This window comes from Cupriavidus oxalaticus (assembly GCF_004768545.1).
GTDB lineage: Bacteria > Pseudomonadota > Gammaproteobacteria > Burkholderiales > Burkholderiaceae > Cupriavidus > Cupriavidus oxalaticus_A.
Genome location: NZ_CP038634.1, coordinates 1,625,335 through 1,646,951 on the forward strand (window position 1 = coordinate 1,625,335; position 21,617 = coordinate 1,646,951).

At 67.4% G+C, this 21,617-nt stretch carries 21 protein-coding genes; 17 read left to right on the plus strand and 4 right to left on the minus strand.

Features of this window, described 5'->3' with window-relative positions; translation table 11 throughout:
* Positions 1–152: 152 nt before the first annotated feature.
* From flhB to E0W60_RS07255, 6 genes are all read left to right on the plus strand, one after another.
* Positions 153–1,295, plus strand: a complete 1,143-nt coding sequence (gene flhB / locus E0W60_RS07230; RefSeq protein WP_135703490.1) for a flagellar biosynthesis protein FlhB — start codon at positions 153–155, stop codon at positions 1,293–1,295.
* The gene (gene flhA, locus E0W60_RS07235) at positions 1,292–3,373 is read left to right on the plus strand and encodes a flagellar biosynthesis protein FlhA (protein ID WP_135703491.1); all 2,082 of its coding nucleotides are present in this window, start codon (positions 1,292–1,294) and stop codon (positions 3,371–3,373) included. Before flhB ends, flhA begins: the two co-directional genes overlap by 4 nt.
* 23 nt (positions 3,374–3,396) lie before the next feature.
* A complete protein-coding gene (flhF, locus tag E0W60_RS07240) occupies positions 3,397–5,736 on the plus strand; it encodes a flagellar biosynthesis protein FlhF (protein ID WP_135703492.1) in 2,340 nt (779 codons plus the stop codon).
* 11 nt (positions 5,737–5,747) lie between these two features.
* Entirely contained in the window at positions 5,748–6,542 is a 795-nt protein-coding gene (locus E0W60_RS07245) for a MinD/ParA family ATP-binding protein (protein ID WP_135703997.1), read from the plus strand.
* A gap of 102 nt (positions 6,543–6,644) precedes the next feature.
* Positions 6,645–7,361 (plus strand): RNA polymerase sigma factor FliA, encoded by a 717-nt coding sequence (locus E0W60_RS07250; RefSeq protein ID WP_133098475.1) that lies wholly within the window; start codon positions 6,645–6,647, stop codon positions 7,359–7,361.
* Complete coding sequence (locus E0W60_RS07255; protein ID WP_135703493.1) at positions 7,361–7,798, plus strand: flagellar protein FlhE; 438 nt, start codon at positions 7,361–7,363, stop codon at positions 7,796–7,798. Before E0W60_RS07250 ends, E0W60_RS07255 begins: the two co-directional genes overlap by 1 nt.
* A gap of 96 nt (positions 7,799–7,894) precedes the next feature.
* Here E0W60_RS07255 and E0W60_RS07260 read toward each other — a convergent pair whose 3' ends face one another.
* The 3 genes from E0W60_RS07260 to flgA form a co-directional block, all read right to left on the minus strand.
* Positions 7,895–8,353 carry a flagellar protein FlgN gene (locus tag E0W60_RS07260; RefSeq protein WP_135703494.1) on the minus strand — a complete coding sequence of 153 codons (459 nt, stop codon included), beginning with the start codon at positions 8,351–8,353 and terminating at the stop codon, positions 7,895–7,897.
* Positions 8,354–8,360: 7 nt separating this feature from the next.
* Positions 8,361–8,669 carry a flagellar biosynthesis anti-sigma factor FlgM gene (gene flgM / locus E0W60_RS07265; protein ID WP_133093411.1) on the minus strand — a complete coding sequence of 103 codons (309 nt, stop codon included), beginning with the start codon at positions 8,667–8,669 and terminating at the stop codon, positions 8,361–8,363.
* Between the two features lie 172 nt (positions 8,670–8,841).
* Entirely contained in the window at positions 8,842–9,651 is an 810-nt protein-coding gene (gene flgA, locus E0W60_RS07270; RefSeq protein ID WP_135703495.1) for a flagellar basal body P-ring formation chaperone FlgA, read from the minus strand.
* A 230-nt stretch (positions 9,652–9,881) separates the two neighbouring features.
* Here flgA and flgB point away from each other — a divergent pair, with 230 nt between their 5' ends.
* From flgB to flgL, 11 genes are all read left to right on the plus strand, one after another.
* Positions 9,882–10,289: a flagellar basal body rod protein FlgB gene (gene flgB, locus E0W60_RS07275; protein WP_135703496.1), complete on the plus strand. Its 408-nt coding sequence runs from the start codon at positions 9,882–9,884 to the stop codon at positions 10,287–10,289.
* 34 nt (positions 10,290–10,323) lie between these two features.
* Complete coding sequence (gene flgC, locus E0W60_RS07280; RefSeq protein WP_029048751.1) at positions 10,324–10,731, plus strand: flagellar basal body rod protein FlgC; 408 nt, start codon at positions 10,324–10,326, stop codon at positions 10,729–10,731.
* A 38-nt stretch (positions 10,732–10,769) separates the two neighbouring features.
* The gene (flgD, locus tag E0W60_RS07285; RefSeq protein ID WP_135703497.1) at positions 10,770–11,441 is read left to right on the plus strand and encodes a flagellar hook assembly protein FlgD; all 672 of its coding nucleotides are present in this window, start codon (positions 10,770–10,772) and stop codon (positions 11,439–11,441) included.
* Positions 11,442–11,507: 66 nt separating this feature from the next.
* Positions 11,508–12,770 carry a flagellar hook protein FlgE gene (gene flgE, locus E0W60_RS07290; RefSeq protein WP_133093407.1) on the plus strand — a complete coding sequence of 421 codons (1,263 nt, stop codon included), beginning with the start codon at positions 11,508–11,510 and terminating at the stop codon, positions 12,768–12,770.
* A gap of 44 nt (positions 12,771–12,814) precedes the next feature.
* Complete coding sequence (gene flgF, locus E0W60_RS07295; protein WP_135703498.1) at positions 12,815–13,558, plus strand: flagellar basal-body rod protein FlgF; 744 nt, start codon at positions 12,815–12,817, stop codon at positions 13,556–13,558.
* A 90-nt stretch (positions 13,559–13,648) separates the two neighbouring features.
* Positions 13,649–14,434, plus strand: a complete 786-nt coding sequence (flgG, locus tag E0W60_RS07300; RefSeq protein WP_029048755.1) for a flagellar basal-body rod protein FlgG — start codon at positions 13,649–13,651, stop codon at positions 14,432–14,434.
* Positions 14,435–14,445: 11 nt separating this feature from the next.
* Complete coding sequence (flgH, locus tag E0W60_RS07305; protein WP_133093405.1) at positions 14,446–15,144, plus strand: flagellar basal body L-ring protein FlgH; 699 nt, start codon at positions 14,446–14,448, stop codon at positions 15,142–15,144.
* The gene (locus tag E0W60_RS07310) at positions 15,128–16,297 is read left to right on the plus strand and encodes a flagellar basal body P-ring protein FlgI (protein ID WP_133093404.1); all 1,170 of its coding nucleotides are present in this window, start codon (positions 15,128–15,130) and stop codon (positions 16,295–16,297) included. The genes flgH and E0W60_RS07310 overlap by 17 nt, the downstream gene beginning before the upstream one ends.
* A gap of 2 nt (positions 16,298–16,299) precedes the next feature.
* Positions 16,300–17,364: a flagellar assembly peptidoglycan hydrolase FlgJ gene (gene flgJ / locus E0W60_RS07315; RefSeq protein ID WP_135703499.1), complete on the plus strand. Its 1,065-nt coding sequence runs from the start codon at positions 16,300–16,302 to the stop codon at positions 17,362–17,364.
* Positions 17,365–17,583: 219 nt separating this feature from the next.
* Positions 17,584–19,506, plus strand: a complete 1,923-nt coding sequence (gene flgK, locus E0W60_RS07320; protein ID WP_135703500.1) for a flagellar hook-associated protein FlgK — start codon at positions 17,584–17,586, stop codon at positions 19,504–19,506.
* Between the two features lie 41 nt (positions 19,507–19,547).
* Complete coding sequence (gene flgL / locus E0W60_RS07325) at positions 19,548–20,771, plus strand: flagellar hook-associated protein FlgL (protein WP_133093401.1); 1,224 nt, start codon at positions 19,548–19,550, stop codon at positions 20,769–20,771.
* A 301-nt stretch (positions 20,772–21,072) separates the two neighbouring features.
* Here flgL and E0W60_RS07330 read toward each other — a convergent pair whose 3' ends face one another.
* Positions 21,073–21,483 carry an H-NS histone family protein gene (locus E0W60_RS07330; RefSeq protein WP_135703501.1) on the minus strand — a complete coding sequence of 137 codons (411 nt, stop codon included), beginning with the start codon at positions 21,481–21,483 and terminating at the stop codon, positions 21,073–21,075.
* Positions 21,484–21,617 lie beyond the last annotated feature (134 nt).

Below are 21,617 nucleotides of genomic sequence, written 5' to 3' on the forward strand. Positions count from 1 at the left end.
AAGTCTCCCAACCCCCCGCCGTTAATCCCCCAAGTCCCCCGATTTCCCAAACAACACCCAAATCCCCCGCCTTTTCCCATGAATGGGAAGCCCCCCACGCTTCGATAATCCGTGCTGACGAATAGCGGTCTGCCGCTTCGCACGGAGCGTGGATGTCCGAAGAAAGCGATCTCGAGAAAACCGAACCCGCCTCACCCCGGCGCCTGGAAAAGGCGCGCGAGGAGGGGCAGGTGGTGCGTTCGCGCGAGCTGGCCACGTTCATCATGCTGATCGCCGGCGTCCTCGGCCTGTGGACGCTGGGCGGCCACATGGGCCGCAGCCTCAATCAGGTCATGCAGGGCGCGCTGCGCTTCGAGCGGGAAACCGCCTTTGATACCTCGCGCATGCTGTCGCGCTTCGTGCTGATGGTGTGGGACAGCCTGCTCGCCTTCCTGCCGCTGCTGCTGCTGTTCGGCGTTGCCGCACTGGCCGCGCCGCTGATGCTGGGCGGCTGGGTGTTCTCGGCCAAGTCGTTCGCGCCGCAGTTCTCGCGCATGTCGCCGATGGCCGGATTGGGCCGCCTGTTCTCCGCGCATTCCCTGGTGGAGTTGCTCAAGGCGGTGGCCAAGTCGCTGCTGGTCGGCGCGGTCGGCGCCTGGGTGCTGTGGCAGCGCCTGCCTGAGGCGATCGCGCTGATGAACGCACCGGTCCAGGAAGCGCTGCTGCACATGGTCGACCTGGTGCTGTACTGCTGCCTGGTGGTGTCGCTGTCGCTGCTGGTGGTGGCGGCCATCGACGTGCCCTGGCAGTACTGGGAGTTCTTCAAGAAGCTGCGCATGACCAAGGAAGAGGTCAAGCAGGAATTCAAGGAGAGCGAGGGCGATCCGCATATCAAGAACCGCATCCGCCAGCAGCAGCGCGCCATGGCCCGCCGCCGCATGATGACCGAGGTGCCCAAGGCCGACGTGGTGGTGACCAACCCCACGCACTTCGCCGTGGCGCTGCGCTATGAAGAGGGCCGCATGGGCGCGCCGCGCGTGGTGGCCAAGGGCACCGGCGAAGTCGCCGCGCGCATCCGCGCGCTGGCCGCCGAGCACCGCGTGCCGCTGATGTCGGCGCCGCCGCTGGCGCGCGCGCTGCACCGCCACGTGGAGCTGGGCCACGAGATTCCCGCCGGACTCTATACCGCCGTGGCCGAAGTGCTGGCCTGGGTCTACCAACTGAAGCACTGGCACTACTCGCAGGGCCCGCAGCCGCAGGCGCCGTCGGACCTGCTGGTGCCTGATGAACTCGCCGTACCGGAAAGCCGCGAATGAATGCTCTGAGCTCATTGCTGAACCTGCCTGGCCTGCGCTCGGCCGGCCAGATGAAGGCCTTCACCGGGCCGCTGCTGATCATCATGATCCTGGGGATGATGATCCTGCCGCTGCCGGCCTTCGTGCTGGATCTGCTGTTCACCTTCAATATCGCGCTGGCGATCATGGTGCTGCTGGTCAGCATGTACACGCAGAAGCCGCTGGACTTTGCCGCGTTCCCCGCGGTGCTGCTGTTTACCACGCTGCTGCGCCTGTCGCTGAATGTCGCCTCCACCCGCGTGGTGCTGCTCGAAGGCCATACCGGCCCGGACGCCGCCGGCAAAGTGGTGGAAGCGTTCGGCCACTTCCTGGTGGGCGGCAACTTCGCGGTCGGCATCGTGGTGTTCGCAATCCTGGTTGTGATCAACTTCATGGTCATCACCAAGGGCGCGGGCCGGATTGCCGAGGTGGGCGCGCGCTTCATGCTGGACTCGATGCCCGGCAAGCAGATGTCGATCGATGCCGACCTCAACGCCGGCCTGATCGACGAAGCGGCGGCCAAGAAGCGCCGCGCCGAAGTGGCGCAGGAATCCGACTTCTACGGCGCCATGGACGGTGCCAGCAAGTTCGTGCGCGGTGACGCCGTGGCGGGCCTGATCATCATGTTCATCAACGTCGCCGCGGGCATGGTGGTGGGCATGGTGCAGCACGACCTGGACTTCGGCACCGCAGTGCACAACTACACGCTGCTGACCATCGGCGACGGCCTGGTCGCGCAGATCCCGGCGCTGGTGATCTCCACCGCGGCCGGCGTGATCGTGTCGCGCGTGGCCAATGAGCAGGATGTCGGCGAACAGCTGACCGGGCAGCTGTTCTCCAACCCGCGCGTGTTGTACCTGACCGCCGGCATCATGGGGCTGATGGGCATCATCCCGGGCATGCCGCATTTCGCCTTCCTGCTGCTGTCCGGCGCGCTGGTCTGGATGGGCCGCTACCTGTCGCGCAAGGCGGCGACGCAGCAGCAGGTCAGGCAGCGCGAGGAACGCGCGCCCGCTGTCGCGCAGGAGTCGACCGAAGCCAGCTGGGACGACGTCTCGCTGGTCGACCCGCTTGGCATGGAAGTGGGCTATCGCCTGATCACGCTGGTCGACCGCGCGCAGGACGGCGAACTGCTCGGCCGCATCAAGAGCATCCGCAAGAAGGTGGCGCAGGAAATCGGCTTCCTGGTGCCGGTGGTGCATATCCGCGACAACCTGGAACTCAAGCCCAACGCCTACCGCATCACGCTCAAGGGCGTCGAGATCGGCCGCGGCGAAGCCATGCCGGGGCAATGGATGGCGATCAACCCGGGCCAGGTCAGCGGCACGCTGCCGGGCGCGGCCACGCGCGATCCCGCCTTCGGCCTGCCGGCGGTATGGATCGACGCGGGCATCAAGGAGCAGGCGCAGTCCTACGGCTACACCGTGGTCGATGCCAGCACCGTGGTCGCCACGCACCTGAATCACCTGATCCACATGCATGCGGCCGAGCTGCTCGGCCGCCAGGAAGTGCAGGCGCTGCTGGACCGCATCGCCAGGGACGCGCCCAAGCTGACCGAAGACCTGGTGCCCAAGACCATCTCGCTGACGGCGCTGCAGAAGATCCTGCAGAACCTGCTCGACGAAGGCGTGGCGATCCGCGACATGCGCACCATCCTCGACGTGGTGGCCGAGCATGCGCCCAAGATCAGCGATCCGAACGAACTGACCGCGATGGTGCGCGTGGCCATGGGCCGCGCCATCACGCAGCAGCTGTTCCCCAACAACGCCGACCTGCAGGTGATCGGCCTCGACGCCGGCCTCGAGCGGGTGCTGTCGCAGGCGCTGACCAACGGCGGCGGCATCGAGCCGGGCCTGGCCGATGCGCTGCTGCAGCAGACCCAGGGCGCGGTCACGCGCCAGGAGCAGATGGGGCTGGACCCGGTGCTGCTGGTGCCGTCGCAGCTGCGCCCGCTGATGGCGCGCTTCCTGCGCCGCACGCTGCCGCAGCTGCGGGTGCTGTCGCATGCCGAAGTGCCTGACAACCGCAATATCCGCATCACCGCCATGATCGGCGCGTGAGCGATCACCCGACAGAGCCAACGATGAGCGTAGCTAAATTTGTTGCCGCCAACGGCCGTGAAGCCATGCGCCAGGTGCGCGAAGCCATGGGCCCCGATGCCGTGGTGCTGTCCAACCGTACCGTAGAGGGCGGTGTCGAGATCGTCGCGATGCGCGATGCCGACCTGGGCAGCGTATCGGCCAGCGCGCAGGCCTATGTGCCGCCCGCGCCGGCGGCGGAGCCTGCAGCCATTGGCGACCTGCGCGGCGAGCTGCAGTCGATGCGCGCGATGCTGGAGCGCCAGCTTGCCGGCATCGGCAATGCGCCCACCGCGGCGGGCCACGGCGTTGCCGCCAGCGACCCGCTGCGCGAATCGCTGTTCGAATGGATGGTGGGGGCCGGCTTCTCCGGCCAGCTGGCGCGCACGCTGCTGGCACGCCTGCCGCTGTGCTACGACCGTCCGGCCGCGATGACCTGGATCCGCAAGGAGCTGGCCAGCAAGGTGCCGGTGCTGGGCGACGAAGACCAGCTGTTCGCACAGGGCGGCGTGCTGGCGCTGATCGGGCCCACCGGCGTGGGCAAGACCACCACCACCGCCAAGCTGGCGGCGCGGTTCGTGCTGCGCCACGGCGCCGACAAGCTGGCGTTGCTGACCACCGACAGCTTCCGTATCGGCGCGCATGAACAGCTGCGCATCTATGGCGACATCCTCGGCGTGCCGGTGCATGCGGTGAAGGACGCCGCCGACCTGCGCTTCGCGCTGGCGGCAATGAAGGACAAGCACCTGGTCATCATCGACACCGTCGGCATGAGCCAGCGCGACCGCAGCCTGTCGGAGCAGATCGCCATGCTCGCCGGCGTGCCCGCGCCGGTGCAGCGCGTGCTGCTGCTCAACGGCGCCAGCCACGGCGACACGCTCAATGAAGTCGTGCATGCCTACCGACACGACGCCGCGCCCAACGATGGCGGCATCGACGGCTGCATCATCAGCAAGCTGGATGAAGCTACCCACCTGGGCTCGGTGCTCGATGTGGTGATCCGCCATCGGCTGCCGGTGTTCTACGCCTCGACCGGCCAGCGCGTGCCCGAGCACCTGGAGCTGGCCAGCAGCGCCGCGCTGGTCGAACGCGCTTTCCTGACACCGCGCCGCGGCTCGGTCTTTAACGATGCCGACGTCGCGCGCCGCCGCCACGCGGCAGCGGACGATCAGTCCGGGAAGGGCGGGAAGGGCGGCGCCGAAGACGTGCTGCGCTCGCTCACCGACAGCGCCGATGCGCTGGGCCAGTGTGTCGCGGAACTCAACGGCGCGGGCCTGGGCTTCGACCTGGCGCGCTCGCTGTGGCAGCAGCGCACCGCGGGCGATACCGCGCTGCGCGCGATGGCGCAGCAGGTGCGCGAAGCGGTCTGCCGCGACGTCAACCGTGCCTGCGACCAGTACGTGCTGGCGCTGGCGGCCACGCTGCCGGTCAGCGTGCCCGACCGCCGCACGCCGCAGCCGCTGCAGCACACGCTGTGGCTGGGCGACCGCGACGGCACGCCGCTGGCCGCCACCGTCACCGCCGCTGGCCGCGCCGGCCAGCCGCTGGGCGAGGCCGACGCCGAGGCCGCCAACCTGCGCGCCGCCATGAGCGCTGCGCGCAGGGTGGTCAACGTGGTCGACGCGATGCCGTCCGCCGCCACGCTGGCGCGCTGGCAGCAGGCCGGCGAACGCTGGATCGCGGGCGCGCGCAAGACCGTGCGCGTGGTGGGCGCAGGCGCCGCCTGGAAGCTCGATGCACTCGCCGATACGCTGACCTTCCACGCCATCGGCGACGCCATCGTGTGCGAGCGCGACGCGGTACGCTGGCTGGCCACTGCCGACGTGCGCGTGCCCGACAGCCCCGCGCGTGGCAAGGGCGCTCCCGAAGGCGGCATCGATGCCTGCCTGGTGGTGGTGCGCCTGGTCGACCGCGCCAGCGGCGAGCTGCTCGATACCCGTTATCTGCTGTGCGACCCGGCGCTGGCGCCGGATGCAGCACAGGTGGCGCACTGGGCGCCATGGTCGGATACGGCCGAAACGCGCCTGCGCACGCTGCGCCATGCCATCGACCACTTCGCGCAGGATGCCGAAGCCGGCCACGCCGCCAGTGCCGCGCTCGCGGCGCTGCAGCTTGGCCTGTCGGTGCTGTGCCTCGAACACGCGCCAACCGCGACCGCGCCGGCGTTCCTGGCACGCCTGGCCGGGCGCACCGTGCGAGCCGGCACGGCGGTGCCGGGCACCGTGCTCAATGAAGGCATGGGCCGCATGCTGGCGCTGCTCGACGTGCTGGAGAATTACTCCGGCCGCGCCGCGGCGGCACCCGCTGTCGCGGAAGCGGCCGATGTCATGGGAGCCCTGCAGTGAGCACGCTCGCCATGGACCAGGCGGAAAGCCTGCGGCGCATGCTGGCGCCGCGCACCACGCGCCGCATCGCCGTGGTCGCCAGCGAACGCGGTGCCGGCGCCACCACGGTGGCGCTGGGCCTTTCGCACGCGCTTGCGATGCAGGGCGAGCGCGTACTGCTGCTCGACGAAGACCCGGCCACGGCGCGCGCGACCAGGCTCGCCGGCGCGACCCCGGCCGGCACGCTCGCCGACGTGCAGGAAGGACGCCTGCCGCTGGAAGCCGCGGCGGGCGTCGGCACCGGCGGCGCGGTATCGGTGCTGCCGGCCGGCCGCCAACGCGCGGGGCTCGACGTGCCCGCCGCGGCGCTGTCGGCCTTTCGCAGCGTGCTGGTCGATGCCACCGCCGATGCCGACGGCGCGCTGTCGCCCTTTGCCGGCGGCGCGCACAACGTGGTGATCGTGATGCGCCCGGAGCTGGCGTCGATCACCGCCGCCTATGCCTGCATCAAGCGCCTGCATCACCTGTATGCCTGGCGCCGCTTCTACCTGGTGGTCAACATGGCCGCCACCGAAGCCGCCGTGCAGGCGATCCTGCGCAACCTGGCGCGTACCGCCAGCCAGTACCTCGGCGTGGAAGTGCTGTGCGCCGGCTGGCTGCCGGCCGACCCGCTGGTGGCGCGCGGCGTGCAGCTTGGCCGCTGCGTGGTCGAGGCCTTCCCGGCAGCACCCGCGACCAGCGCGCTGCGACGCACCGCCGGCAGCATCGGCGGCTGGCCGCTGCGCGCCGAGGCGCCGGCCCCTGCCGCGACGCCGGTGCCGGCGTGAGCGCCACCCGAGCCATGCCTTACCAACGAACCAGACCCTGAGCCAGCCGGCGCGCCGCGTGGCGTGCCCGTCCAGCAATCCAGCATTCACGAGAATTGCACCATGTACACGATCCAGGGAAAGCTCGACCAGGCCGATGTGGTCAAGGCGCACGCACAGCTGGTGCGTCGCATCGCCTTGCAGCTGGCCGCCAAGCTGCCTGCCAGCGTGCAGATCGACGACCTGATCCAGGCCGGCATGATCGGCCTGCTCGACGCCGCCAAGCGCTATGAAGACACCCACGGCGCGCGCTTCGAGACCTACGCCAGCCAGCGCATCCGCGGCGCCATGCTCGACGAGGTGCGCGCTAACGACTGGCAGTCGCGCAGCCTGCGCCAGTTCACGCGGCGCATCGAACGCACCCAGCGCTCGCTCGAGCAGAAGCTCGGACGCACGCCGCTCGATTCCGAGGTGGCCGAGGCGATGGAGATGCCGCTGGGCGAATACCAGGTCCTGCTCAACGAGGTCTATGGCTGCCAGCTGCTGCATTACGAGGATTTCGAGCGCTCCGGGGAAGAGGATTTCCTCGACCGCCATCTTGCCGGCAGCGACGACGGCAATCCGCTGACGGTGCTGATGGAAAGCGGCATGCGCCAAGCGCTGATCCGCGCCATCGACCGGCTGCCCGAGCGCGAGAAGCTGGTGCTGTCGCTGTGCTATGACCAGGAGCTGAACCTGCGGGAGATCGGGGCGGTGCTGGATGTGACCGAGTCGCGCGTGTGCCAGATCCGGGGGCAGGCGATTACGCGGTTGCGGAACCAGTTGCGTGGGTTGTTGTGATGGGTGTTGGTGGCCTGCTTGCCCGCGGCGCCGGCGTCGTGCTGCTCGCTGCGTCGGCTTGTGCCTGGTCGGCGATCGAAGGTGGGACACGGCATGCGTGGACCGGGTCGGTCAATGGGCCGGCGTTGCATGGGCGGGGGCAGCGGGCGGTGTCGGCGCCGATTCAGCCTGTGGGGGTGTTGCCGCAGGCTGAAGGGGTGATTACGACGGTGCGGTGGCGTTACAGCTTTGCGCAGACGCCGCCGGCCGAGTTGCAGGCATATTTGTGCAATGCGCAGCGGTGTGTGATGTTGCCCCAGGCCGAGGGGCTAACGTCCGCGTTCTCCGGCGATGATGCTACCAAGGGGTTTGTGTTTGCGTTTCGGGTGCCGGGACAGGGGAGTCTGGTGCCGGTTTTGCAGGGGCGGAGTAATGAGGTGGTTGTGGGCTTTCGGTAGGCATCTGTTCTAGGTGCCTGGCTGGCCACCAGATGGGGACCTATCCGCAAGGCACGCAACAAAAAGCCGATGCCGGTCCGCAAAGCAAAACCCAAATCAGCCTGCCGCCAGGCTCACCCCCCCAACCCCGGTCGCCGCCTTCCCATCCTTCCCATACAACCCGGCATCCCCGCCACTATGCTGCCGCAGCGCCTGAATCGCCTGCTGCGTGAAATCGAGATGTGCCTTGATGACCGCGCCATTCAGCGCATTGCCATCCCGCGTCACCCGCGCAGCAAAGATCAGCTTGCGCCAGGCCTCCGCCACGCCGGCATCGAGCCGGCCAAGCAATTGCCCGTCCGCGCCAGCACGCAGGCCCAGCGCCTGCATCTGCGCTTCCCGCGCCCGGACCTGCCGCGACAGCCCCTGACCCACTTCCACCTTGCGCGTCAGCAACTCGCTGAGCGCAGTGAAATCCCCGCGCTTGATGGCATCTCGCTCTTGCGCAAGAAGTTGCCCGAAAGCTTCAACACCTTCGGTTTCACGCTGCAGGGACTGGATCAGGCTTTGGCTCATGATTTGGCTATTGAGGGTCGGCCTGGCCTAGCTCGCGCAAGCTGGCGAGCAGGCCATCGGCAATCTTGCCCGGGTCGATCTTGATCCGGCCTTCGGCGATGGCCTGGCGGATTTCTTCGACCTTGGCGGTATCGATATCGTCGTCGGTTTCCTGCGCCAGGCGGCTGCTGATCTCGCGCACCTGTGCGGCCAGCGGACTGACGCTCAGCCCGGAGGACGGCGGGGCGGCGCTGGCCGGTGCGGCCTGGGGCCGGGCGGCGGCGTCGCCTGCGGGCGCGTCGGCGGGCCGGGACGAGGTGGAATGGTTGATCTTCACGGGCGTTCCTTGCTGGTTTCCTATGGCATTACGGCCGTGGCGGGGAAATCTTTAGGGAACGTGCCCCAGGGGTGCGTCCCATATCGCCCGCACGGCTGGACCGGCGGCATTTTCGCATGCCGCGGTGCCATCGGAATCCGGCTGCCAGCCACGATCGGCAGACTCGAAGTGCTTATTGCAGCACGACGGTATCACCGCTGCGCACCAACCCGTTGACCACCTGGCCGTTGCGCAGGCGGACCTGCACGGTATTGCCGGTGGCGGCGTCGGCCAGCACCTTGCCCTCGCTGGAGATCTGGAACGCCTCACCCTCGACCGACACCGTGACGGTCTGTCCCTGGCGCACCGCGATGGCCTTGCGCAGCAGGTCGCTGCGCATGGGCGAGCCGGCGGCGATGCGGTTGGCGGCGACGGCGCCGGCGAGCTGGGCCGGGTCGGTGATGACCGCGCGCGGCAAGGTGGCAAGGTCGCCCTGGCGCACTTCGATATCGGCCTGGCTGACCGGTTCGCCCGGACCCAGGGCGCGCGACGCGACGTAATAGTCGGTCAGCACCGATACGCGCGCCTGCATATAGCGCACCCACGGCCGCTCGCCGCCACAGCGCACGCCGACCGAGACCCGCCCCCACGGCGAGGCGCCGGCGGGCAGGAACGGGTCGGGCGATGCGCACTCCGGCGCGCGGCCGCCCGACGGCGGAGCCACCTGCACGCTGACCTTGCCGGGCAGGCCGGCGGTCTGCTGCAGCAGGAAGCGCTCCACGGCAGCGCGTGCGGGATCCTCGGTGAAGGGGCTTGCAGCGGCCGCGTGCTGGCCGGCCGCCGGTGCCTGCATGGCGACCGGAGTGACCTGCGCCGGCGCAGCGCCGGCGGCCCCGGCAAGGCACAGCAGGCCTGCCGCCAGCAGGGTCTGCGCCTTGCGCGGGCCGTTGCGGCGGGAATAGCGGCCGAGGGTGCGTCGGAGGGAGCGGCGATTGGGGTTCATCTGGTCTTCCCGGCAAGGACGGCGGGGCCTGCGCTGGCATGCCCGGCGCGCTGCCCCGTGACCGGCGGCGCGCCCCGTCTACATCAGTCATCGGGTTCCGATTGTAGGCAGCGCCTCGCGCGAGGGCGTGCCGAAATGCAAGGATTTCCCGTCCTTATTCATCCGATTGGCGCCACCGGCCCCCGCCTAAGATGGCACCCCTGAAGAAGGTCGTCCAGGGAGATGCCAGCATGATCGACAGACTCGACGCGTCGCTACGCTTCCAGCAGGAAGCGCTGAGCCTGCGCAACCAGCGGCAATCGGTGATTGCCTCCAACATCGCGCACGCCGATACCCCGGGCTACAAGGCCCGCGACTTCGATTTCGCCAGCACGCTGGCGCAGTCCGTGGAACGCGGCCATCGCAACGAAGGCATGTCGCTGTCGACCACCCAGGTCCGCCACCTGCCCGCGCAGGCGCCGACCCGCGAGGCGTTCGATCTGGCCTACCGCATTCCGCTGCAGTCCAGCGTCGACGGCAACACCGTTGAAATGGATGCCGAGCGCGTGGCCTTCGCCGACAACGCGGTGCATTTCGAGTCGGGCCTGACGGTGATGAACTCGAAGATCAAGACCATGCTGGCGGCGATCCAGCAATAAGCGAGCAACAGATCCAGCAGCAAGGAGGGAGCGCATGCCGGCAATGAACATCTTCGACGTCGCGGGCTCGGCCATGGCGGCGCAGTCGCAGCGCATGAACGTGACCGCGTCCAACCTGGCCAACGCCGACAGCGTGGTCAGCCCGGACGGGCAGGCCTACCGTGCCAAGCAGGTCGTGTTCGGCATGGCGCCCACGCCCGGCCAGAGCGACGTCGGCGGGGTCCAGGTGGCCGGCATCAGCGAAGACCCTTCGCCGCCGCGCATGGTCCACAACCCCACGCATCCGATGGCGAACGCGCAGGGCTACGTGGTCATGCCCAACGTCAACCCGGTGGAAGAGATGGTCAACATGATCTCGGCCTCGCGCTCGTACCAGGCCAATGTCGAGGTGCTCAACTCCGCCAAGAACATGATGCTCAAGACGCTGACGATCGGCCAGTAACGGCCCTCGACGAGCTAAGGAAAGAGGAACCGCGCGACATGACAACCACTTCTTCGGTCAACAGCAACAGCAGTACCACCAACATCAACGATGCTCTGAAGAACAGCAGCGCCAGCGCCGCCGACCTGCAGAACAACTTCCTGAAGATGCTGGTGACCCAGCTCAACAACCAGGACCCGCTCAAGCCGCTGGACAACTCGCAGCTGACCTCGCAGCTGGCGCAGATCTCCACCGTCAGCGGCATGCAGACCATGAATGCGACCCTGTCGCAGCTGCTGAACCAGGTCAGCGCCAGCCGCGCGATGGACTCCGCCGCGCTGATCGGCCGCACGGTGATGGTGCCGGGCAAGCAGGTGTCGGTCGAAGGCGGTGTGCCCTCCAGGTTCGGCGTCGACCTGCCGTCCACGGCGGACGCCGTCACGGTCGACGTGCTCGACGACAAGGGCAACGTGGTGCGCACCATCGACATGAAGGGCCAGACCTCGGGCGTGCACGACGTGGCGTGGGACGGGAAGAACGATGCCGGTGTCGCGGTCGCGGACGGCGAATACACCTTCCGCGTCAACGCCACAGCCAACGGCACCTCGGTGCAGCCGGTGGCGCTGGTCTACGGCAAGGTACAGAGCATCAGCGGTGACGCGTCCGGCGTGCTGGTCAACCTGGCCGACGGCCAGGCAGCGAACGTCGACGAGGTGCGGCGCATTCTCTAATCGCAGGCGCTGGCGCATGCTGCGCGCACCGGCATCAACGACAGCCAAGTCAAAAGGAAGATATCCATGGGTTTCGGTCAAGGGGTAAGCGGCATCAACGCCGCGGCAGCCAATCTGGATGTAATCGGCAACAACATTGCCAATGCCAACACGGTCGGCTACAAGCAATCGAGCACGCAGTTCGCCGATGTCTACGCCGGCAGCAAGATCGGCCTGGGCACCACGGTGAACTCGGTGGTCCAGTCGTTCAAGCAGGGCAATATCGAGGCCTCCGGGCGATCGCTGGATGTGGCCATCACCAATGGCAGCGGCTTCTACCGGCTGGTCGGGACGGATGGATCGGTGCATTTCTCGCGCAATGGGCAGTTCCTGCGCACGGATGACGGCCGCATCGTCAACGCGCAGGGCCTGCAGCTGACCGGCTATCCGGCAGCCGCGGCCGGCGGCGGCGCCACGCCGCAGCCGCTGGTGGTATCCAATGCGCAGATGCCGCCCCAGGAAACCACAGACATCACGGCGCAGTACAACCTCGATTCGCGCAGCACCGTGCCGACGACCGCGTTCGCCAGCACGCCCGGCAACCTGCCTGACTCGTCGATGTACAACTACAGCACCAGCATGACGGTGTACGACTCGCTCGGCAATGCCAGGCAGGTGGTTGCCTACTTCGGCAAGGAGATGGGAGGGGCGCCGACGGTGCCCGGCGGCACCGATTGGGTGCTGAACGTGACCGACGAGGCCGGCAACCGGCTTGGAATCGGCGATGCCGCCACGACGCCGCCCACCCCCGCCGGCCAGACGGTCACGCTGGCGTTCGACAGTGCCGGCAAACTGGTCTCCACCAACCCCGCCTCGTTCGCATTGACCTCGCCGGCGGCAAACGGCGCCGGCGCCATGTCGATGAAGGTAGACCTGGCCGGCACGACGCAATTTGGCTCCGACCACGACGCCAAGCCGCCCCAACAGAATGGCTATGCCTCGGGCAGCCTGCTCGGCTTCTCGATCGAAGCCGACGGCACCATCCGCGGCAGCTACTCGAACGAGCAGACCCAGGAACTCGGCACCGTGGTGCTGGCCAGCTTCGGCAACGCCGAAGGCCTGCGCGCCGAGGGCGGCAATACGTGGGCAGCCACCGGCGCCTCCGGCCAGCCGGTCATCGGCACGCCGGGCGGCTCGCGCGGCCAGCTGATGTCGAACGCCAATGAAGCGTCCAACGTCGACCTCTCCGCCGAGCTGGTCAACCTGATCATCGCCCAGCGTAATTACCAGGCCAACGCCAAGACCATCGAGACGCAGAACCAGGTCATGCAGTCGCTGGTGAACATGTAAGGCACGACGCGTCGCGTGAAGAGCAAACCAGCTGAGGCAAGTCGATGGACCGCATGATCTATACCGCCCTGTCGGGCGCCAAGCAGATACTCGACCAGCAGGCGGCGGCATCGAACAACCTGGCCAACGTGTCGACGCCCGGGTTCCGCGCGCAGGTCAACCTGTACCGCGCGGTGCCCGTGGTCGGTGCCGAGGCCGGCACGCGCGCCTTCACGCTGGCCTCGACGCCCGGCGCCGACATGCGCGCCGGTCCGTTGACCTACACCGGCCGCAATCTCGACGTGGCGCTGCAGGGCAACGGCTGGCTGGTGGTGCAGGCGCCTGATGGCTCCGAGGCCTATACCCGTGCCGGCGCGCTGCAGGTCGCGCAGGACGGCCAGGTGCAGACCCTGTCCGGCCTGCCGGTGATGGGCGACGGCGGCCCGCTGGCGGTGCCGCCGGGCTCGCAGGTCACCATCGGCACGGATGGCACCATCACCGCGCGCGGCCCGGGCGAAGCATCGGCTGGCCTGGCCCAGGTAGGCAAGCTGCGCGTGGTCAACCCGCCCAACGACGCCATCGCGCGCGGCGACGATGGCCTGTTCCGCCTGCGCCCCGGCGCGCAGCCGCTGGAAGCCGACCCCACCGTGCGCGTGATTTCTGGCGCGCTCGAGGGCAGCAACGTCAACCCGACCGAAGCCATGGTCGAGATGATCGCCAATGCGCGCCGCTTCGAGATGCAGATGAAGATGATCCAGGGCGCGGACGGCAACGAGCAGCGCGCCAACCAGCTGCTGTCGACCAACTGACGCGGCGGCAAAACAGGACCGGAGCGCGGCGCGCCGATTGCGCGCCCCTCGCTCCAGCTACCAGCTACAAGACTCCCAGCAAGGACCACCATGATCCGCTCTCTCTGGATTGCCAAGACCGGCCTCGATGCGCAGCAGACGCAGATGGACGTGATCTCGAACAACCTGGCCAACGTGTCGACCAACGGCTTCAAGCGCGGCCGCGCGGTGTTCGAGGAACTGATGTACCAGACCATCCGCCAGCCCGGCGCGCTGTCGTCGGACCAGACCACGCTGCCCTCGGGCATGCAGCTGGGCACCGGCGTGCGCCCGGTCGCGACCGAGCGCATTCACACACAGGGCAATCCGCAGCAGACCGGCAACAACAAGGACGTGGCCATCATCGGCCAGGGCTTCTTCCAGGTAGCGCTGCCCGACGGCACCACTGCCTACACCCGCGACGGCTCGTTCCAGGTGGACCAGAACGGCCAGCTGGTGACGTCCAGCGGCTTCGTGATCCAGCCCGCCGTGACCATCCCGGCCAACACGCTGTCGCTGACGGTGGCGCGCGACGGCACGGTGTCGGTGACACAGCCGGGCTCGAGCGCCAACGTGCAGGTCGGCCAGCTGCAGCTGGCCACCTTCATGAACCCGGCCGGCCTGGAAAGCATGGGCGAAAACCTGTATGTGCAGACCGATGCGTCGGGCGCGCCCAATACCACCGTGCCGGGCCTGAACGGCGCCGGCGTGCTGCAGCAGAACTACGTGGAAGCGTCCAACGTCAACGTGGTGGAAGAGCTGGTCAGCATGATCCAGACCCAGCGCGCGTACGAGATCAACAGCAAGGCAGTGCAGACTTCAGACCAGATGCTGCAGCGCCTGGCGCAGATGGGTTGAGAGTTGTGGACATGGCCACCTTGCTTTCCCGCCTGGGCGCGCATGCGCTGGTTTGCCTGGCCGGCGTGGCAATGCTGGCCACGAGCGGCTGCGCGCTGGTGCCGCGCGAGCCGCTGGTGCAACTGCCCACCACCGCGCGCGCCGAGCCGCGCCCGGTCGGGCCGGCTTCCGGATCGATCTACCAGTCGTCGTATGCCGGCAACCCGCTGTTCGAGGACCGCCGCCCGCGCAACGTGGGCGACATCCTGACCATCGTCATCACCGAGAACGTCAACGCCAGCAAGAACTCCGGCACCAATACCAGCCGTAGCGGCAGCACCACGCTGACGTTCGATGCCGTGCCGCGCGCACTGGGCGGGCTGTTCGGCGCCAGCCAGAACGCCGACATCAATGGCGGCAACAACATGAAGGCCAGCGGCGGCGCCAGCGCGGCCAACACCTTCAACGGCACTATCACCGTCACCGTGCTGGAAGTCTTGCAGAACGGCAACCTGGTGGTCTCCGGCGAAAAACAGATGGCGATCAACCAGGGCGCCGAGTTCATCCGCTTCTCGGGCGTGGTCAACCCGCGCACCGTCACCGGCGACAACGCCGTGCTGTCCACGCAGGTGGCCGACGCGCGCATCGAGTACACCGCCAAGGGCGTGATCGACGAAGCGCAGAACATGGGCTGGCTGCAGCGCTTCTTCCTCAATGTCTTACCGTTCTGACCGCGCCATGTCCGCTTCCATGCTCGCCTATTTCCTGTCACGCCTGCTGCGCGTGAGCGTGATCAGCCTGGCGCTGGGCGTGGCCTTCGGCGCCTTCGCCACCGCTGCCAAGGCCGAGCGCCTGAAGAACCTGGCCACTTTCCAGGGCGTGCGCGACAACCCGCTGGTGGGCTACGGCCTGGTGGTCGGCCTGGACAACACCGGCGACCAGACCATGCAGACGCCGTTCACCACGCAGAGCCTGACCAACATGCTCTCGCAGCTGGGGATCACGCTGCCGGCCGGCAAGAACATGCAGCTCAAGAACGTGGCCGCGGTGATGGTCACGGCCACGTTGCCCGCGTTTGCGCAGCCGGGCAGCCAGCTTGACGTGGTGGTGTCGTCGATGGGCAATGCCAAGAGCCTGCGCGGCGGCACGCTGCTGATGACGCCGCTCAAGGGCGCCGACGGGCAGGTCTACGCCATCGCGCAGGGCAACATGCTGGTGGGCGGCGCGGGCGCGTCGGCCAACGGCAGCAAGGTGCAGATCAACCAGCTTGCGGTGGGCCGTATCGCCAACGGCGCTATCGTCGAGCGCGCGGTCGCGCCGTTCCAGCCGGACGGCGGCGTGCTCAACCTGGAGCTGAAGGAAACCGATTTCGGCACCGCCGAGCGCGTGGTCGAAGCCATCAACCGTTCCATGGGCGGCGGCGTCGCCGCGGCGCTCGACGGCCGCACCGTGCAGGTGCGCGCTCCCGCCGCGCCGAGCGCGCGCGTGGGCTTCCTGGCCCGCATCGAGAATATCGACGTGACCCCGGCCAAGGCCGCGGCCAAGGTCATCCTGAACGCCCGCACCGGTTCGATCGTGATGAACCAGGCGGTGACGGTGGAAGACTGCGCGGTCGCGCACGGCAACCTGTCGGTGGTGATCAACACGCAGCCGGTGATCAGCCAGCCCGCGCCATTCAGCGAGGGCCGGACCGTGGTGGCGCCGGTGTCCCAGATCGACATGAGGCAGCAGGGCGGCTCGCTGCAGGTGGTCAGGGCGGGCGCCTCGCTGGCGGCCGTGGTCAAGGGCCTGAACGCGCTGGGCGCGACCCCGGCCGACCTGCAGACCATCCTGGAAGCGATGCGCGCCGCCGGTGCGCTGCGTGCGGAACTGGAAGTGATCTGATCATGAGCGCGTCCATGCCACCGCAGGCCGCGGACCTGACGCAGCGCTTCGCGCTCGACACGCAGGGCTTCGAGGCGCTCAAGCACAGCGCGCGCAACGGTGCCAACGCGGCCACCCTGCAGGCGGCCGCCAAACAGTTCGAGGCGGTGTTCACGCAGATGGTGCTCAAGAGCATGCGCAATGCCACGCCGCAGGATGGACTCTTCGACAACGAGCAGAGCAAGCTCTATATGTCGATGATGGACCAGCAGCTCGCGCAGCAGATGTCGTCGCGCGGCATCGGGCTGGCCGAAGTGATGGTGCGCCAGCTGGCGCGCGCCGCGGGCACGCCGATGCCCGCGGGCATGAATGCGATGACGGCGGCCGAGTCCGGCCGTGCCGCCGATGCCGAGATGGCTCGATTGCTCGACAGCCGCGGCGCGGCCTCCGCCGGCGGCAATGAAGCCGCGGACCTGCCTGCTGTCGGCACGGTGGTGCCGGGACAGAACTGGAACCCAACCGCGGGCTTGCGCCAGTACCAGTCGCAGTTCTACGGCGACCGAAGCCAGGACGGGCAGGACGGGCAGGACGGCCAGGGCGGCGAAGTGCTCGGCCCGCTGCCTGCCGATGCGCCCGCCCACGTCAGCGCCTTTGTCGCGCGCATGGCGGCGCCGGCCGAAGCCGCATCCCGTGCCTCGGGCGTGCCGGCACGGCTGATCGTCGGCCAGGCGGCGCTCGAGTCGGGCTGGGGCCAGCGCGAAATCCTGCATGCCGATGGCTCGACCACCTTCAACGTGTTCGGTATCAAGGCCGGATCGAGCTGGAAGGGCCGCGTGGCCGAGATCACCACCACCGAGTACGTCGACGGCCAGCCGCAGAAGGTAAAGGCGAAGTTCCGCGCGTATGGATCGTATGACGAGGCCTGCGCGGACTACGCGCGGCTGCTGACCAATAATCCGCGCTATGCCGGCGTGGTGAGCGCGGGGTCGGCGGAGGAGGCGGCGCATGGGTTGCAGCGTGCGGGGTATGCGACGGATCCTGCGTACGGGCACAAGCTGGTGAAGATCATGAAAAAGGTGGCGGTTTAACGCGCAGGCCGTGGCTGACCGCCGGAACGAGGCTTCCCTCTCCCGCGAAGTGGGAGAGGGGAGCAAACCGCCGCAAGTTGCGCGGCATATGGACCTCAAGGTCGCGCGCTATCCCCGCACGTCAGCCTAAAGTCCTACCTCAAATCGGCCGATAACACCCCCATCCACCACCGCCGCGCCACGCCGCGGGCAGCCCAACGAATCCGGGGTCAGAGCACAATGTCTCTCTTCAGTATTGGTCTTTCCGGCCTGAACACCGCGCAGAACGCGCTGACGACGACCAGCCACAACTTTGCCAACTCGGCGACCGAAGGCTATTCGCGCCAGAACACCATCGTGGCATCGGCCGGCGGCCAGTACACCAGCCAGGGCTTCTACGGCTATGGCTCCAACACCACCACCGTGATCCGCGTCTATGACGAGTTCCTGACCGGCCAGCTGCGTGGCGCCACCTCGGCCAGCGCCTCGCTGGCGACCTATTCCGACCAGATCGCCCAGATCGACAACCTGCTCGCCGACCAGAAGGGCGGCCTGGCGCCGCTGATGCAGAAATTCTTTGCCGCGGTGCAGGCAGTGGCCGACACGCCGGCCGACCCCGCCGCGCGCCAGGGCATGCTCTCCGCCGGCCAGGCCCTGGTCGGCCAGGTCCGCTCCGCCAGCAACTACTTCAAGCAACTGCAGTCGGGCGTCAACGAGCAGATCGGCACCGCGGTCACGCAGGTCAATGCCTACACCACGCAGATCGCCAACCTGAACCAGGAAATCACGCGGATGAAGGCCGCGTCCGGCGGCCAGCCGCCCAACGACCTGCTCGACCAGCGCGACCAGGCGGTGGCCGAGCTGAACAAGCTCGTCGGCGCCAAGGTAGTGGTGCAGGACGGTGGCACCTACAACGTCTTCGTCGGCAACGGCCAGCCGCTGGTGATGGGCAACGAGTCGTACGACCTGAAGGCAGTGACTTCCGCTGCCGACCCGGGCCGTACCGTGGTCGCCTATTCCCTGCCGAACGGCAGCGTCTATGAAAGCCAGCCGGGCGCGATCACCGGCGGCTCCCTGGGCGGCCTGCTGCAGTTCCGCACCGAGACCCTCGATGCCGCGCAAAGCGCGATCGGCCGGCTGTCGCTGGCGATCGGCCAGAGCTTCAACGAACAGCACAAGCTGGGCATGGACCTGAACGGCGACATCGGCACCGACATGTTCAAGCTGGGCAATGCCACGGTGCTGCCCAACGACAGGAACACTGCCATCAGCACCGTGGCCACGGCCACCATCGACGACGCCTCGGCACTGACCACCAGCGACTACAAGCTGCAGTTCGACGGCACCAGCTACACGCTGACGCGCCTGTCCGACAACGCGCAGGTGGCCACGCCAGTGCCGGGCACGCCCGCGCCCACCTATCCGCTGACCTTCAGTGCCGATGGCTTCAGCGTGACGATCGATGCGGCAATGGGCACCAACGATTCGTTCGTGATCCAGCCGACGCGCAATGCCGCGGCCGGCTTCGACATGGCGATCAGCGATCCCGCCAGGATCGCCGCAGCCTCGCCGGCGCGGGCCGATGCCGCTCCCGGCAACAAGGGCAGCGCCACTGCCAGCCTGAGCAACGTTGCGCCGGGCTTCACGCCGCTGGCGGGCAAGATCACCGCCGTCTATACCGCGGCCGGTTACGTGTTCAAGGATGCGGCAGGCACGAACCTGACGCCGCAGCCCACGGGCGTGCCTAATGGCAGCAATACCGACTACAACATCGGCGGCCTGACCTTCAGCTTTGGCGGCACGCCCAAGGTAGACGATTCCTTCACGCTCGGCGGCAACGCCGGTGGCGTCAAGGACAACGGCAACATGCTGAACCTGGCCAAGCTGCAGAACGCCAAGACCATCGGCGGCGTATCCAGCTTCAGCGATGCCTACGCGCAGCTGGTCAACGACGTCGGCACGCGCGCCAAGTCAGTCAAGATCGCCTCGGCATCGCAGGACAGCATCACCACGCAGATCAAGGCCGCCCAGCAGTCGGTGTCGGGCGTCAACATGGACGAGGAAACCGTGTCGATGCTGCGTTTCCAGCAGCTATACCAGGCCAACGCCCGCGTGATCCAGACGGCCGGCTCGCTGTTCGACACCCTCATCGGCATCCGGTAAGGCCAGCCGGCAAGTCAACGTATCCGAATAGGCAATCCATCATGCGTGTTGCAAGCTCTACCCTGTATCAGCAAGGCCTGGCGTCGATGAACCTGCAGCAGGGCTCGCTGCTGCATATCCAGCAGCAGCTCGGCACCGGCCGCCGTATTCTCACGCCGTCGGATGACCCGGTCGCGGCCACCCGCGCCCTTGGCGTCAGCCAGGCCCAGGCGGTCAACGGCCAGTACGCGACGTCGCGCAGCCAGGCGAATATCGCGCTGGCCGCGGAAGAAAACGCGCTGCAATCGTTGACCACCGTCACGCAGAACATCCAGACGCTGCTGGTGCAGGCCGGCAACGGCACCATGAGCGACGCCGACCGCGGCTCGCTCGCCACCGCGCTGGAAGGCCTGTACAACCAGCTGGTCGGCCTGGCCAACTCCGATGACGGCAACGGCCAGTACCTGTTCGGCGGCACCCGCTCCGGTACGGCGCCGTTTTCGCAAGCCAGCGGCGCCGGCGTCTACATCGGCGACACCGGCCAGCAACTGCTGCAGGTCGACGTCGCGCGCCAGATGCCCGCGGGCGACAACGGCCGCGACGTGTTCATGAGCGTCACCGGCGGTGCTGGTTATGTCGTCAAGGGCAATAGCGCCAACACCGGCAGCGCCACCTTCGGCACGGTCTCGATCACCGATCCCAGCGACCCGCTGTATGGCAAGTCGCTGCAGGTTACGTTCCAGGCCAACGCCGGCGGCCAGATGGAATACACCATCACCGACATGGCCGATCCCGCCGCGCCCGCGCTGGCCGGCCCGACTGCCTACAACGCACCGGCGCGCATCGAGATCGGCGGCGTGACCTTCAACGTCAGCGGCGAGCCGAAGGACGGCGATACCCTGACCATGCAACCTGCCAGGGAAGCCGGCACTGACATGTTCGCCAATCTGCAGAACGTGATCGACACGCTGCGCAAGCCGACTACCACTCCGGGCGATCAGGCCAACCTGAGCAACGTGCTGTCCACGGCGACGCGCCAGTTTTCCAACTCGCTGGATAACGTGCTGACGGTGCGCGCCTCGGTGGGTTCGCGGATGCAGGAACTGGATGCGCTGGACGATGTCGGCACTAACCGCGACCTGACGTACTCGCAGACGCTGTCGGGGCTGCAGGACCTGGATTATGCGGCGGCGATTACCGAGTACTACCAGCGGCAGACTGCGCTGCAGGGGGCGCAGCAATCGTTTATGCAGATTCAAGGAATGAATTTGTTTAAGTATTTGTGATGCAAGAAATCCGCGCAGAATAAGCAAAGCCAGTGTGCGACGGAAACAAAGTCTGGAAAGACCTTCACTGAAGTTTGGAAAATTTGGCGTCGCTACCCTGGAAGCTGCGCCAGACAAGGATTTTCCAGACTTTGGCCGAGCGCGAGGTACCCGCGTGCGAGAGATCTGTCGGTCCATTTGGCTCCAGACCTCGCGCAAAGACCCAAGTAACCATTCTTCAGGCAGTTCGCCAGCGTCCGCCCCCAAATATAGGCTACTTGCGCGAGGGTGGCAAAACGGGGCCGAGTTGGACGGCTTTCCCCTAGAACCCTGTCACCTGATAGCGGCTTTCATTGCCGCGAAGCCATCCTGGGCGCCTGCCGCGACCCGACCAGGTCTTTCCTGTGTGCGGGTCCATGTAAAGCTCGTGGTTCTTGCCAAGCATAGCCCGTTGATTCAGCGTGCTTGTTGGTAGCCGTTTAGAGTGCTGCTTACGCGTGGGGCGCTCCGCCGCTAGCGCCGCGTGCTTTCGCTTGCCGGGCATAGTGCGATGCGTGAGCGGCCGTGCCCCTATCCCCAACAGCCGTCCCAGATCTTCGGGGCGGAGATCTACACTGGCAAGCAGTCGCCGAATCTTCTCAATCGCGATCTCCCGCTCGCGAACTCTTGCGGCTTCAATCTCAACTTCCATCTGCTTCAGGCGAGCCTTCAAAGCCGGATATTTAAGCTCCATACGCTTTCCCTCAAACCGTTGGATATCGCAGAGAGATCAACCTTTTTCTGAGGGACGCGGCTTGTCAGGAGCGGGATCTGGAGGCTCACTGAATAGATCCTTCAGAGATACGCCTAGAGCGTCCGCTAGCAATA

Bases quoted from the DNA above. Each gene is read 5' to 3' on its own strand.
- flgE (WP_133093407.1), top strand. From the start codon at position 11,508: ATGGGTTTCGGTCAAGGGGTAAGCGGCATCAACGCCGCGGCAGCCAAT.
- flgA (WP_135703495.1), bottom strand. From the start codon at position 9,651: ATGAACCCCAATCGCCGCTCCCTCCGACGCACCCTCGGCCGCTATTCC.
- flgC (WP_029048751.1), top strand. From the start codon at position 10,324: ATGCCGGCAATGAACATCTTCGACGTCGCGGGCTCGGCCATGGCGGCG.
- flgD (WP_135703497.1), top strand. From the start codon at position 10,770: ATGACAACCACTTCTTCGGTCAACAGCAACAGCAGTACCACCAACATC.
- flgJ (WP_135703499.1), top strand. From the start codon at position 16,300: ATGAGCGCGTCCATGCCACCGCAGGCCGCGGACCTGACGCAGCGCTTC.
- E0W60_RS07245 (WP_135703997.1), top strand. From the start codon at position 5,748: ATGGACCAGGCGGAAAGCCTGCGGCGCATGCTGGCGCCGCGCACCACG.
- E0W60_RS07250 (WP_133098475.1), top strand. From the start codon at position 6,645: ATGTACACGATCCAGGGAAAGCTCGACCAGGCCGATGTGGTCAAGGCG.
- E0W60_RS07330 (WP_135703501.1), bottom strand. From the start codon at position 21,483: ATGGAGCTTAAATATCCGGCTTTGAAGGCTCGCCTGAAGCAGATGGAA.
- E0W60_RS07255 (WP_135703493.1), top strand. From the start codon at position 7,361: ATGGGTGTTGGTGGCCTGCTTGCCCGCGGCGCCGGCGTCGTGCTGCTC.
- flgH (WP_133093405.1), top strand. From the start codon at position 14,446: ATGGCCACCTTGCTTTCCCGCCTGGGCGCGCATGCGCTGGTTTGCCTG.
- flgF (WP_135703498.1), top strand. From the start codon at position 12,815: ATGGACCGCATGATCTATACCGCCCTGTCGGGCGCCAAGCAGATACTC.
- E0W60_RS07260 (WP_135703494.1), bottom strand. From the start codon at position 8,353: ATGAGCCAAAGCCTGATCCAGTCCCTGCAGCGTGAAACCGAAGGTGTT.
- flhF (WP_135703492.1), top strand. From the start codon at position 3,397: ATGAGCGTAGCTAAATTTGTTGCCGCCAACGGCCGTGAAGCCATGCGC.
- flgB (WP_135703496.1), top strand. From the start codon at position 9,882: ATGATCGACAGACTCGACGCGTCGCTACGCTTCCAGCAGGAAGCGCTG.
- flgG (WP_029048755.1), top strand. From the start codon at position 13,649: ATGATCCGCTCTCTCTGGATTGCCAAGACCGGCCTCGATGCGCAGCAG.
- flhB (WP_135703490.1), top strand. From the start codon at position 153: ATGTCCGAAGAAAGCGATCTCGAGAAAACCGAACCCGCCTCACCCCGG.
- flgL (WP_133093401.1), top strand. From the start codon at position 19,548: ATGCGTGTTGCAAGCTCTACCCTGTATCAGCAAGGCCTGGCGTCGATG.
- flhA (WP_135703491.1), top strand. From the start codon at position 1,292: ATGAATGCTCTGAGCTCATTGCTGAACCTGCCTGGCCTGCGCTCGGCC.
- flgK (WP_135703500.1), top strand. From the start codon at position 17,584: ATGTCTCTCTTCAGTATTGGTCTTTCCGGCCTGAACACCGCGCAGAAC.
- E0W60_RS07310 (WP_133093404.1), top strand. From the start codon at position 15,128: ATGTCTTACCGTTCTGACCGCGCCATGTCCGCTTCCATGCTCGCCTAT.